13 protein-coding genes are annotated in these 12,497 nt (G+C 57.3%); 10 read left to right on the top strand and 3 right to left on the bottom strand.

Going from position 1 to position 12,497, the window contains the following annotated elements:
* Positions 1 to 260: 260 nt before the first annotated feature.
* The 3 genes from NCG89_RS06750 (at position 261) to NCG89_RS06740 (ending at position 1,761) form a co-directional block, all read left to right on the top strand.
* Positions 261 to 662, top strand: coding sequence for a hypothetical protein (locus NCG89_RS06750; RefSeq protein ID WP_251088997.1), 402 nt, complete (start codon positions 261 to 263; stop codon positions 660 to 662).
* A gap of 73 nt (positions 663 to 735) precedes the next feature.
* Complete coding sequence (locus NCG89_RS06745) at positions 736 to 1,275, top strand: hypothetical protein (RefSeq protein WP_251088996.1); 540 nt, start codon at positions 736 to 738, stop codon at positions 1,273 to 1,275.
* Between the two features lie 147 nt (positions 1,276 to 1,422).
* Complete coding sequence (locus NCG89_RS06740; protein ID WP_251088995.1) at positions 1,423 to 1,761, top strand: HopJ type III effector protein; 339 nt, start codon at positions 1,423 to 1,425, stop codon at positions 1,759 to 1,761.
* 36 nt (positions 1,762 to 1,797) lie between these two features.
* Here NCG89_RS06740 and NCG89_RS06735 read toward each other — a convergent pair whose 3' ends face one another.
* Entirely contained in the window at positions 1,798 to 2,220 is a 423-nt protein-coding gene (locus NCG89_RS06735) for an Rrf2 family transcriptional regulator (protein ID WP_251088994.1), read from the bottom strand.
* A gap of 249 nt (positions 2,221 to 2,469) precedes the next feature.
* Here NCG89_RS06735 and NCG89_RS06730 point away from each other — a divergent pair, with 249 nt between their 5' ends.
* The 4 genes from NCG89_RS06730 (at position 2,470) to NCG89_RS06715 (ending at position 6,592) form a co-directional block, all read left to right on the top strand.
* Positions 2,470 to 3,231, top strand: coding sequence for a DUF3348 family protein (locus NCG89_RS06730; protein WP_251088993.1), 762 nt, complete (start codon positions 2,470 to 2,472; stop codon positions 3,229 to 3,231).
* Positions 3,228 to 5,279 carry a hypothetical protein gene (locus NCG89_RS06725; protein ID WP_251088992.1) on the top strand — a complete coding sequence of 684 codons (2,052 nt, stop codon included), beginning with the start codon at positions 3,228 to 3,230 and terminating at the stop codon, positions 5,277 to 5,279. Before NCG89_RS06730 ends, NCG89_RS06725 begins: the two co-directional genes overlap by 4 nt.
* A gap of 64 nt (positions 5,280 to 5,343) precedes the next feature.
* Positions 5,344 to 5,916 carry an OmpA family protein gene (locus NCG89_RS06720; RefSeq protein ID WP_251088991.1) on the top strand — a complete coding sequence of 191 codons (573 nt, stop codon included), beginning with the start codon at positions 5,344 to 5,346 and terminating at the stop codon, positions 5,914 to 5,916.
* Positions 5,909 to 6,592 carry a DUF2894 domain-containing protein gene (locus tag NCG89_RS06715; RefSeq protein WP_251088990.1) on the top strand — a complete coding sequence of 228 codons (684 nt, stop codon included), beginning with the start codon at positions 5,909 to 5,911 and terminating at the stop codon, positions 6,590 to 6,592. Before NCG89_RS06720 ends, NCG89_RS06715 begins: the two co-directional genes overlap by 8 nt.
* 271 nt (positions 6,593 to 6,863) lie before the next feature.
* Here NCG89_RS06715 and NCG89_RS06710 read toward each other — a convergent pair whose 3' ends face one another.
* The gene (locus tag NCG89_RS06710; RefSeq protein WP_251088989.1) at positions 6,864 to 7,436 is read right to left on the bottom strand and encodes a hypothetical protein; all 573 of its coding nucleotides are present in this window, start codon (positions 7,434 to 7,436) and stop codon (positions 6,864 to 6,866) included.
* A gap of 365 nt (positions 7,437 to 7,801) precedes the next feature.
* Here NCG89_RS06710 and NCG89_RS06705 point away from each other — a divergent pair, with 365 nt between their 5' ends.
* On the top strand, positions 7,802 to 8,260 hold the full coding sequence (locus NCG89_RS06705; RefSeq protein WP_251088988.1) for a hypothetical protein: 459 nt from the start codon (positions 7,802 to 7,804) through the stop codon (positions 8,258 to 8,260).
* Between the two features lie 39 nt (positions 8,261 to 8,299).
* Positions 8,300 to 8,923, top strand: coding sequence for a tRNA-uridine aminocarboxypropyltransferase (locus tag NCG89_RS06700; RefSeq protein ID WP_349631928.1), 624 nt, complete (start codon positions 8,300 to 8,302; stop codon positions 8,921 to 8,923).
* A 409-nt stretch (positions 8,924 to 9,332) separates the two neighbouring features.
* Here the strand turns inward: NCG89_RS06700 and NCG89_RS06695 are convergent, their stop codons facing one another.
* Complete coding sequence (locus tag NCG89_RS06695) at positions 9,333 to 10,937, bottom strand: GMC family oxidoreductase (RefSeq protein ID WP_251088986.1); 1,605 nt, start codon at positions 10,935 to 10,937, stop codon at positions 9,333 to 9,335.
* Positions 10,938 to 11,563: 626 nt separating this feature from the next.
* Between NCG89_RS06695 and NCG89_RS06690 the strand changes: the two genes are divergently transcribed.
* Complete coding sequence (locus NCG89_RS06690; RefSeq protein ID WP_251088985.1) at positions 11,564 to 12,460, top strand: DMT family transporter; 897 nt, start codon at positions 11,564 to 11,566, stop codon at positions 12,458 to 12,460.
* The last annotated feature ends 37 nt before the right edge of the window (positions 12,461 to 12,497 follow it).

Here is a 12,497-nt window from a genome sequence, read left to right as displayed (position 1 = left end):
TGTGAACTGGGGCGTGTTTTAAGGTGATTACGTATAGTCGCAGTTGCGACAGAAAATCAAAAATCGAAAACGATAAAAAACAGTTTGCTTAAGTCGAGGTTAGAAAAATGATGTATCGCTTTGCTTTAGTTTTTACGCTCTTTGCAGCGTGCGTATCACAAGGTTTCGCAGGTGAACGGAATGCCTGGAAAGTCGAGCCTATCTCTCATTCTACCGGATTTACTGTGCCGGGCCTGGTGGGATCACAGCACAAGTTTGGCATGCTCAAGCACAGTAATATTTGTGGTAACGATGAGCTATACCTGATCTGGTCCAGTGATCGGGCTGATGTGTGGGGGCTGTCTGGCAAGCGAGTGAACATACTGGCGAGTTTTGATGGCACGTCGCTGGAAATGCCCCTGGAGGTGGTCTCCATCAAAGAGCTGGGTGGTAATCGGCATCAGGTCATGTTTGCCCATGTGTATGCCAATGAGGCAGTGATCGACCTGATTAGCAATTCACAGCAGCTGACAATTTCAATGCCACAGGAAGACCCTGCTGCAGCGAACGCCTTTGGCGTCTTTGAGGACAGCTTTGATATTGCTGGATTCTCCGAGGCGCGAGCCGCGGCAGCCCAGCGTTGCAATAGCTTGAGCGACCGAGTGGCTTCGGCTGCCTATTAAAGCAGTCTGCAATTTCAGGTGCCGTTCAGTTTCGCGTTGCTAGCGTAGGGCTGTTTTCAACTGGAGCGAAGCGATGAACAGCCAAGCTATGAACAGCACAGCCATAAACAGTAAAGATGGTGCGGCGGTAACCCAGAAACGCGGTAAGTGGTTTGCTGTTGCGTTGATGATAGCAGTGTGTGCTGTCTCTTTGGCGCCAAAGGCCGCCCATGCCGATGGCGCTGAGGCGGTGGTCGCTGTGTTGGTCGGTGCCGCGCTGCTTTATGCCGCTCAGGACGATGATAAGCATCACCGAAACCGGGTCAGCTACCACTTTCATGATAACGGTCACCGACGTTGTTATGAACGCCACGGCCACGGCTATGGCCATCGGGATTACAGCCGAACTTACTATGTCGATAAAAACAATGATCATCGCTTCGATCGTTATTACGGTGACCGCAGGAGCGGCTATGCCAATTCGTGGCACCGGTCGCCGAAATACGATCGCAAAGTTGGCAGGAACGACGGCAAGTATTACCACAAGGGCAACAAGCACTATGCCAAGGGTGATCGCTTCGACCGGGGGCGTGACGAGGGGCGTCGCTGGAACACTCAGGTGCCTGTTCACTGACGTGCATCGCTGGATGCCAAGGTTCTTTGCTAGAAAGGAAGCCGCTAAGGCTTCCTTTTTTTATTCTTGGGTAGCGGGTGGCGCCGCGAATCGACATCTTGGGATGAGTCAGTACAATGGGGCGCCCTTTGGTGAGGTGCCAGAAAAATGTCCCAGCAAGAACTGATCGATCGTCTTCATCGTGGTCCCGTTGCATTTGCAACCGTGATGGCCTTTATCGACAGCCACTACCGATTTGAACCCACAGCCTTTCACAATGGCGAGCAAGTTAACGAGGCGGGGAGCAATAATGGGTCGTGCAAGATATTTGCCTTTGCCCAGCTGGCCGGTCTCACGGAGGCCGCGACATTGAATGCCTTTGGTGATTACTACGTGAAGGATGTGCTGGGCAACCCGGACGGGAGCGATCACGGCAATATCCGCAATTTTATGCGCTTCGGCTGGGCTGGTATTGCTTTCGATGGAGCGCCACTGCAGCCCCAATAAGCGCTATCCGGGCTCGTCGCGGCTCGGCAGGGTGTATTAGCCGGCCAGTACGACCGCCTGTAGGTCGTCGTCGATCATATCCGCCAGGGTGTAACCCGACAGGGCGTCCATAAAGGCCTGCATTGCCGAGCCCAAAACGCTTTTGAGGCGACAGCTGCGGATGACTTTGCAGGGCTGTTCGCTGCAATTGATGGGCCTGAGTGTGGTCTCGAACTCGGTTACTACGTCCAGTAACTGAATTTGCTCAGGGGGACGGCCAAGCCGGATGCCACCGCCCTTGCCGCGAACGGCCTCAATGTAGCCCAGGCGCACCAGTCTCATCACCACTTTGGATACGTGGTTGGTGGAAATGTCATAAAAATCACAGACTTGCTGAATGCTTGAGAGCTGCTCGCCGGGTTTGCTGGCCAGAAACAGCAGGGTCCGAAACGCAAAGTCAGTCTGCTTCGTGAGTTTCATTTCAGTCGTCCTTGTCCCTGCAAAGATGCCGGTAGTATACCTTTTAATGTTCGGTAGCATAGCCATGTGCTGTTGTCGCCGACCAGGGTGGCGGCTGTTGGCGCAGTGGTGCCGGGGGCGATATCGCCGGTGTCCTTGAACCTGTGGCTAAAATGGCGATAATGAGCGGCCAAAAAAAACGCAGGTCGTCACGGTTAGCGGCCGCTCGCTTTGTGTCTATCAGCCGCGATTGCGGTCCTCAAGAGTCCTATGAATCAGATTCAAGCCTCGCTTGCGGAAAGCCCCTCACGCTTGTTTTCCAGTGCGCTGGAGGTCGGGCTTATTGAGGTGAATCGCGCTGAAGGGGGCATAGCCGAGGCGCTGGGACGGTTGATCGACCTGTCTGACTCCATTGCCTTGGCCGAGGCGTTGCGAGCATTGGCTCGGCGTTCTCCGAAAATGGAAGCGCAACCCGTCGGTGACACAGATGCGGTCGCGCACTTTATGAATGTCAGGGGTGAAATTTTGGCCGCCGTCGCCAGTAGCTTTGCGGCGGATGATACTGCGCCATTCTTGTTACCTCGTGCCGATCGGGACACCTTGCATGACCCGCAGACGGGGTACTCCCCCTTTCAGCGGTTTTATCAGCTGCATCAAAGTGAGATGGAGCGGCAAATAGCCGGCTTGCGTCACTTTCTGCGTCAGACGCTGGCAGCCCGCTCACCGCGACTGGCGCAGCTGGCGAGCTTGGACAAGGTCGTTGCCGAACCCTTGGCGGAGCACACCCGCCGTCTGCTTGCCGGGTTGCCGCGAGGTTTGGGCAAGCGCTTTGCCGCGTTGCGCGATGATTACCTCCAGTCCTGCCCTGAGGCAGAGGTGGGCGATGTTGATCGTTGGTTGGAGCCAGGTGGTTGGCTGCAGCGTTTTATCACCGAGATGCAGAATTTGTTGCTGGCAGAATTAGACTTCCGCCTGCTTCCGGCATTGGGCTTGTTGGAGGCGATGGAAGAAGAGGAATCCCCGAAACGATGACAAGAATGATCTCAGTGGCCGCCTTCGCCCTCGGCGTTGTGGTGGTGGTTTGGATGGCCAGTAGTTTTGTGGCGGGCAGCGCCCTGGCGCTAGCAGTCACCCTGTTGATCGCCGTAGGTTACTGCGTTGGCTTTGTCGAGCTTTGGCGGTACCAGCAAGCCAGTCAGAGCCTGTTGCGGGCGTTGGCCTCGCTGCCAGGCGTCGTCGAGGACCTGACGGGGTGGCTCGCGCAGCTACACCCAAGTTTGCGCGTTGCGGTGCGTCAACGCATTCGCGGTGAGCATTTGGGTTTGCCCGCTCCGGTGATGACGCCTTACCTGGTCGGCCTGTTGGTCATGTTGGGCTTGCTCGGTACGTTTATCGGTATGGTCGCCACCTTGCAGGGGGCGGTTACTGCGCTCGAGGGGAGTAGCGAGCTGAGCGCTGTTCGGGCCGGTTTGGCGGCGCCGATTCAGGGCTTGGGGATGGCATTTGCAACCTCGGTAGCTGGTGTGACAGCGTCGGCCATGCTGGGTTTAATTTCTACCCTGAGTCGTCGGGAGCGTCTGCAGGCATCCCGGCAGCTGGATGCAGAAATGTCTGGTGCTTTCAGCGGGTTGTCACTGGGACAACAGCGCTTGCAAACCTACCAAGCGCTTCAGCAGCAGGCTGAAGTCTTGCCCGGAGTTGCCGAACGCCTCGATCAGTTGAGTCAGCGCCTGGCCGCCAGCGCCGAACAAAATGCTGAGGCATTGCTCGCCGGTCAGCGGGAGTGGCAGGCTGGGATTGAACAGCGCTTTCGCGACCTGGCCGCGTCGGTTGATCACTCGTTGAATGCGTCGTTGGGGGCCGGTATGCAGCGGGCAGGCGAGATGCTGCAGCCAATGTTAAACGACTACCTACACGGGCAGGCCCGTGAGGTCGCGCAGCTGCGTCAGGACCTCAGCGAGCAACTGACCGAGCAACTTTCCTCTCTTACGGGGCAACTCAAAAACTCCCTGGCTGGCCTCGGCGAGGCCTGGCAGCAGGGTGTGGCGGAAAGTCGTGAGAGCAATGCTGAGTTGTCGGCAAAGTGGCAGCAGGGATTTGCCGATCTTGAACGGCAGGCGGCGCTACGTCAGCAGGAGGCTGCCACCGAATTCACCCACCTTGGTGAGCAGTGGTTGGCGAACCAACAGGCGCTGGCGGCGCGCCAGCAACAAAGCTTGCAGGAGGCCGCTGCAACTCAGCGGGAGCGGGAGCAGCAAAACAGTGCTGCCGTGAACCAACACATTGCCGAGTTGATCGCCAGGAGCGACGCGCTACTGGAGGCGCGGGAGTCAGGGGAGGCGCACTGGCAGGCTGCTCAGGAAACGCGTTTCACTACCCTGCTCGATGCTGTCGATGCGCGCCTTAACCACCTTGCGGAGTTGGAGCAAGATCGCGGTGATCGGGCGGTGGCGCAACTCGAGCAGTTACAGACAGTTGCCGCCGAGCGCTTGGCGGCGCTCGGGGTCAGTCTGGAGCAGCCAATGCGTGAGCTGATCGCCACAGCCTCGGAGACACCCAAGGCCGCAGCGGAGGTAATCGCGAAATTGCGCGGTGAAATTTCCAACAGCATCGAAAGAGACAATGCCTTGCTCGAGGAGCGCCAGCAGCTATTGGCCCAATTGAATAGTCTCACCGAGACACTGGAAGCCAATAGTCGGCGCCAGGCCGAGGCCATTAACACCCTGCTTGAAGAGGGGCGCCAGCATATGGCAACAACGGTGGATGTGCTGTCTTTGTCGGTTTCTAACGGTGCTGAAAAGTTGCAGGCAGAAGTAGAGCATTTTAGTGCCGGAGCTGATGAGCTGGCCAGTTTGGGTGTGGCCTTTACCGCCGCAGTGACCGAGTTTGGTCAGACCAATCAAGCCTTGGGCCAACGCTTGACCGATATTGAGCGGGCGCTGGCTGAAAGTGGCGAGCGCAACCGGGAGCAGATGGAGTACTACCTGCTGCAGGCCCGAGAAATTATTGACCACAATCTGCTGGTCCACCAGGAGTTGCTGCAGCAGATTCAAGGCCTCAGCCAGGGGGAGCGGGGCTGAGATGGCCGAGCTGGACGAGGGAGTCACCCCGGAGCCGCCTATATGGGCGATATTTGGAGATCTGATGACCGGGCTGGTAGGCGTTTTTGTGCTGCTGCTAGTGTGGGCCTTAGGGTTTCAGCTGGAGCTGTCTCAGACCCTGGAAAAAGAGGTGGCCAAGCGGCAGGCGGAGCAGGCGCGGCGCGTCGAGCTGGAACAAGCCTTGGCAGACCCGCTGGACCAAGGCCGGGTGACGCTTCGTGACGGCCGAATCGGCATCAGTGGCAGCGTTTTGTTTACTTTGAATTCCGCCGAGCTGCAGCCCGACGGCCGGGCTTTGCTAGCCAGTCTGATCAAGCCCCTGAACCAGTATTTGAGTGAGCACGACGAGTTGTTGATGGTCAGCGGGTTCACTGACGATCTGCCAATTCAGCAAGGCAACTTAAACTTTAAGGACAACTGGGAGCTGTCGGCCCAGCGTGCGCTGACGGTTACCCGAGCCTTGATCGAGGCGGGAATGGCCCCACAACGGGTCTTCGCCGCTGCCTTTGGTGCCCAGCAGCCAGTGGTTGCCAATACCGATGGCGCCAGCCGGGCGCAGAACCGCCGGGTGGAGATGGCGCCCGTGCCCAGAGCGGATTCCGCTAGCCGTGAGTAAGCTGGATTCGCTGGCAAGGGAGCTGGATGCACTTGCGGACAGCGGTGCAGCCGCGATGGATATTCTGGCATACGCCCAGGCCCAGGATCTGGTACGTCGGGCCAGGGCTCGGCGAGACGGCGTTGCCGAACGGTTGCTGCCAAGGTTGTCGGACCTGATCGACCAACTCAAAACCTGCTGCCACCGCGAGCTTGTCGAGCGCGCTGGCGGCGGCGAGGAAGCCTCCCCTTGGCAGGGCGTACTCGAACAGCTCAACGCCAGTGACGGTCCCCTTGAAGGGGATGCTCCCGCTTGTTCATTTGAGGGGCAGCTGCGCCGGCAAGAGAGTGAAATTTTTGGTGGTGCTGAGGTGCTGTCGGCTACTGCGCCGCCGGAGGGCGACAACGGGTTGCGGGCGGCTCACCAGCTCAGGCGATATCAGCGACAGCGCCAAAGACAGGACCGTATTGCCCATTCGCTGCGCCAGCGGCCGGAGAATCCGGGACCGCTCAATCCGCAAATGCTGGCTGTGAAGGCCCTGACGCTAATGGGGTCTCTTTCAACCAGTTACACCAATCGTTTTGTCAGCTATATCGAAACCCTCGCCAACCTGGAGGGGGGAGCGGAACCGGCCCGGCGTGGAAAATCTTCAAGCAAAGCGGCTGCCGGGTCGCGCGCCCGCAAACGTAAGTCGTAACAAGGTCAATCACCACGCTGTGATCAGCGCCCATGCGTAGCGGCTTATCTACGGTTTTTCACCTGCTAAACAGTTTCTGCTCGGCCAGCGATGCCTGTGCTGAGGTGGGAAGGTCGACGATGCGTTGATCCTTGTCGATATCATGTCTCAACATACCGGCTCGCCACGTGGTTGTTCTGCCGTAGGGTGCGCAAGGCGATACCGTGTGAACGAGTTCGGATGCTGCGGAAGACAGAGAGGGCGGCGAATGCCGCCCTCTTAAGCAGTGGTATTACAAGGGCTTGTTATCGCCTTTGGTTTTCAACGGCTGGTTAGTGGAACCGCGGTTGAGTTGCTTAATGGCGTTATTCAATTGTGCGGTGTTGTAACCCTTAAGCGTGCCGCTGGCACCATTGACGTTGCCCACATTGTTGGCTTGGGCGGCGTCCGACAAGGTTTCAACGTTGTTGTCGTTGCCGGCGTTGTTGCCGTTGCCGATATCATTTACTGAGTCAGAAAGCGCGTCCACGGTGTTGCCTGTTCCGGCGTTGTTACCGTTGCCAATGCCGCCAATATCATTGTCGTTGCTCGTGTCGTTCCCATTGGCCACATCGGAGATGCTGGTCGTGAGGCTGCCTACGTCCGTACCTTTCAGGGTGGCTTTGACATCGAGTGTGGTGGCTGCATCAGAGATAGTGTCACCGCTTAGCGTGTCTACGGTGCCATTGAGTGTATCGCTGACATTGCTGAAGCTGCCGCCATCGCCGACCTGACAGGTTGGACAGGCGTAAGCTGTGCTTGCTGTAAAGGCGGCGGAGCTGGTGAGGATGACCGCGCTAAAAAGGGTTTTCTTGGTGATGTTCATAGTAAACCTCCATAGTGTTTCGTTTGTTGGGAAGCCCGGGGGTGGCGGGTTTATTACTGCAGAGTCTTGTCTGCATGGACCGCGCTATGGCCTCCTGCGCTTTTTTGGAGTCAAAGGTGGGTGGTGCGTTCCGGTTTTGTGAAAAAATAACTTAAAATTATATCTTGTCTAACGATTAAAAAATGTCGATAAAAACTGTGTCGCTTTTTCGCGTCATGTGTCGCTTATGGCCAACAGTTTTCCTGTTTTTGGTTGGGGTTTCTGTCTCTTGGATGGTGTTCGTTGGGGAACACTGGGCGCTGCGTGATTGTCGGAGAAGGGTAACAGTGCGGTATAAATGGGGCTGTAACCACAGGAGAAAAATCGTGCAGATTGAAACCGTTGCCGATGTTGTTGGCTGGAGTGCGAAGTATCATCAATCGTTTGGCTCAACCTTGCCGGCAAGCCTGGCCAGATCTGGAAATGACCGGCTCAAACTGCTGGGCGACTATATCTCCCACAGGGAGCAGGAACTGGCAACCAAGATTGCGGCGCTGTCCCGCACCGAGAGTGAGCAGTCGCTGGGAACGTGGGTGACGGAATTTTTGAATCGTCAGCCACTGCCGACCGTGCAAGAGGAGGATGCCCAGTGGGCTTTGCTCAGTGAGGATCAGTTGTTGGCGGTGGTGGTGGATTTGCATGAACAGCTAACCGACCTCTACCGTCATTTGCATAGCCGTTGCGCGGCGACCCCCGCAGCGGTGACCTTTGAGCAATTGCTGGAAATGGAGCAGCATGAACTGGCCGGCCTGGCCCAGGGTGCCAACCGCTTGTGGGACATGTAATGGCGGGCTGCGTCAGAGTTTGCGGCTGTTGACGGCGTAATGCTGGGGTGCTGCCAGGTCGGTTGGTATACTCGGCGGATGGGTCGAATCGTCTGTAAAAATTGTGAGCGGCCGCGCTCAACCTGCCTGTGTCCTTTTCTGCGGACGCTGCCTTGTCCTTTAGAGTTAGTGATTTTGCAGGACCCAAGCGAAGCCCGTCATGCGATGTCCACCGGGCCCTTGTTGGCCAGATCAATCGAGGGTGCCAGGCTACTGGTGGGCGAAGTCTTTGACCCCGTTGCCCTATTCGGCGAGCAATGGCAGGCACAGAGTGTGTTGGTGTACCCGGCTGAAACGCCGACCCCGGGCGGAGACGCGAGGTTGGAGGTCAAGCGGGTGATTCTGTTGGATGGCACCTGGCGCAAGGTCCGGCGGCTTCGCTACTGCAACCCCTGGCTTGATCAGTTAGCCAAGCTGTCGCTGCGACCGCAAGAGAGGAGCGCCTACCGAATTCGCAAGTCGCCGCGAGCTGATGGTCTGTCGACGATAGAGGCGGGCGCCTTGGCGCTGAACCAGTTGGTCTCCGGGACGGATTATCGGGATATCCTTGAGGTGTTCACCGCAATGGTGGAGATGCAGATTAATGCAATGGGGCCAGCGGCCGCAAAAAATCACCCACCGTAATGGGCTACCCATTAACAGCCGCTTTGTTGATCTGGATCAGGATGTGGTCGCGGTCTTTACCTGACAATCTCTCCATCGAATTGAACAGCTTGGAGGGTTTGGAAATGTCACATGATCTCAGCGATGTCGTTGCGATGCGGCGCTTGCGCTTGGCCATTTCGGGCATGGTGGTTGGCGCCCTTTGCCTGGTCGGCGTAGTGAATATTGTTCTCGGCATCTAAGCCCTGATGCTGCCCGCCCAGGGCAGAGCCTCTCCGTGCGGGCAACATTGAATTCGGGCTGGGTTGTTCTTGAGCAGCGAGTCAGACCGCCTCAGTCCAAATGAGATTGCCTGTTTTGGCCCCCAGCCCGGGGCCTTTTTTGTTTTCAGTTGCTGATGTCGGACACTGGGTGTGCAAGCCTGAGCAGCTTATCTGGCAAGCGTTGGCTTTCCGCCGAGAAGCTCGGCCAGTGTTTCGGCAATCATCACCACCGGGGCGTGGGTGTTGCCGCTGGTAATTGTCGGCATGACTGAGGCATCGGCAATGTAGAGGTTGTCTAGCCCCCTGACTTTCAGCTTTGCATCGGTGACGGCGTCCGGATCATCGTCTCTGCCCATTTTGCAGGTGCCAACGGGGTGGAAAATGGTGGTGGCAATGTCGCCGGCAGCCTTGGCGAGTTCGTTGGGTCGAGTCAGTGCGGCGCCGGGCTTGATCTCCCTTGGGCCAAACCCCGTCACCGCTGATTGGCTGGCGATCTCCCGGGTGATTTCGATGGACCTTGCGGCGATATCTCGGTCATCCTCTGTGGTCAGGTAGCGTGGGTCGATACGTGGAGCTTGTTGAGGGTCCGCCGAGCCAATATCGACCCTGCCCCGGGAGCTGGGGCGAAGATTGCAGACACTGGCGGTGATGCCGGGGAAGGGGTGCAGCTCCAGGCCAAGTTTCTCGGCGCTCATCGGCTGAACGTGATATTCGAGGTTGGCGCGCTGCTGATCCTTATCAGATTTGAAAAAGGCGCCGAGTTGACTGGGCGCCATCGATAGCGGCCCTGAGCGGTTAAGGGCGTATTCGGCGGCCATGCGGGCCTTGCCAAGCCAGCTGCGATTCAGGCAGTTAAGCGTCTTTGTGTTGGCGACACGGAATTGAACTCGAATCTGCAGGTGGTCCTGGAGGTTGCTACCAACGCCGGGTAAAGCGTGGCGGCAGGTGACGCCGGCGGCTTGCAGTTGGGCTTCGCCGCCAATCCCGCTGCGCTGCAATATGCAGGGGGAAGACACCGCGCCGGCGGCCAGAATTACCCGCTCTCGCGCCTGGAAGGTCAGCGCTTTTGCAGCGCTAAAAGCGCGAACGCCGGTGACGCGATGGCCGTGCCAGTCGAGTTGGTCGACCTGTGTGTGGGTGGCGATTGTCAGATTTTCTCGATTTAACACCGGTTCGAGAAAGGCGCGCTTTGCCGAGCAGCGGCGGCCGCGAATCTGGTTGACGTGAAAGTGGCCAACGCCTTCATTGTCTCCGGTGTTAAAGTCTTCGGTGCTGGGAATGCCGTATTCGTTGCAGGCGAGCTCCCAGGCCTCAAGTACCGGCCAGCGCAATCGCTGCCGCTCCACCCGGAGCTCGCCGCGATCGCCATGAAAGGCGTTGGCCCCGCCATAGAAATTTTCTGAACGTTTGAAACGTGGTAGCACCTCATCCCAGGTCCAGCCGGGCAGGTTCCAGTTGTTGTAGTCCTCTGCTTGGCCGCGCATGTAAATCATACCGTTGATGGCGCTGCAGCCGCCCAGCACCTTTCCTCTAGGGTAGGGTAGGCTGCGACCGTTTAGGCCCGGCTGAGGTGTGAGCTGGTAGCACCAGTCACTGCGAGGGTTGCCCATCGCAAACAGGTAGCCCACCGGAATATGAAACCAATGCCAGTGGTCGTTGCCGCCGGCCTCCAGCAGGAGGACTTTATGATTGGGGTCGGCAGATAGTCTGTTTGCCAGAACGCAACCGGCGCTGCCTGCACCGATAATGATGGTATCGAAAACCTGTTCCACAGCGTTTGATACTCTCTGGTTTGTTTCGGGTGTTAGGGCCTGTTCACACTAATTGGATTACGCCTGTTGTGGCTAAAAATTCGCCAATCTAGGAATGAGGAGAGAGGTTTGGTTATTCCAAATGAACGACGAATGACGACGAGTGGTGGATTTTTAGCCACAACCCGAAGGGCTGGGGCCATTTTTGCCCCCAGCGTCGTTCTCGGTCGCTTATTTGGAATAACCAAACTGCGCTCCCTCCGCCTAGCTGGCCGCAAAAATGACCGCCAGCAGGTGCAATTCAATTAGTGTGAACAGGCCCTAGGTAAGCCCGTGGAGGCGTCGGGCTTAATGCAAGTGACGACAAATTCCTTGCGCGATGCGCCGGGCAAAATTATAGTCTAGGCGTAATTTCCGTTAAGTCGTATCGAATCAATGTTGATTTCTTTTGCCATGGTATTCGCCGTCGTCAAGCGCTGCATTTTGCGCTGGGCTGGGATTGCTGTGGCAAGGAAAAGACGAATCTGATCGTTACTCGAATTTTCAAAAGGCCGCAGACTCACTTCTGCGGCCTTTTTCGTTAAGGCTCCCGGAGGTTGGCTCGGCAAGCATGTGGGCAGTGAGTGACTGCCAAGAAGGTGAGCAAGATGCTTGTACGGTTGACCTATGTACTGGTCATTATTATTTGGGCCACCACGCCGCTGGCGATCAAGCTGGGGGGTGACAGTCTTGAACCCCTGGCGAGTCTGAGTCTGCGAATTGCGCTGGCGTTTGGGGTAGGGTGCGTGTTGAGCACCCTGGCAGGTTGGCAGGGCCTGATGGTGCGGCGGCACTGGCAATTGTATTTGGCGGCATCACTCAGTCTGTTTCCCAATATGGCGCTGGTGTACTGGGCCGCGACGTACCTGCCTTCGGGTTTGATCTCGTTGTTGTTTGCCTTGGCACCTTTTTTTACGCTGCTGCTTGCGGGCCCAATCCTGGGGGAAAGTACACTTTCCCCGCGTAAGGTTGCGGCGCTGGTGTTGGCTTTATCGGGATTGGGGGTGTTGCTGGTGGGTGATGAGGGCCTGCCGCCGGGAAGCGGTCGTGGCATTTTGCTGATGCTGGGGGCAAATGGGGTGTTTTCGTTCAGTGCACTTTGGGTCAAACGCCTTAACGCCCGGTTTGCTGTGCCGCCGGTAGAGCAGGCCCTTGGTGCAATGGCCTTTGCGCTACCCGGTATGGGGTTGTGTTGGTGGCTGACCTCTGTCGGGACTCCCCTATCCGTCAGTGCGATATCGTTAGCCTCTCTCCTTTATCTGGCGATTTTCGGTTCTTTAGTGGGTTTTGTTGCATATTATTCCATTCTGAGACAACTCAGTGTAGAGAGCGTATCGCTCATTCCCCTGATTACACCGGTCATGGCGATCGCTCTGGGGGCGATGATCATGGGGGAGTCGATATCGGTGCGGATGCTGCTCGGCGCCAGTATGATTCTGATCGCGCTCGCCTTACACCAAGGGGTGCTTGGTCGCCTTCATGGCGTAAAGCCGGGCCCGCAGTAGCGGCGTGTTGGCGTGGCTATGTTACAATTTTGGATTC

This window comes from Spongiibacter taiwanensis, assembly GCF_023702635.1.
GTDB classification, from domain to species: Bacteria; Pseudomonadota; Gammaproteobacteria; order Pseudomonadales; family Spongiibacteraceae; genus Spongiibacter; species Spongiibacter taiwanensis.
The sequence above is the reverse complement of the archived record's forward strand: the minus strand, read 5'-3'. Positions and strand labels throughout refer to the sequence as shown.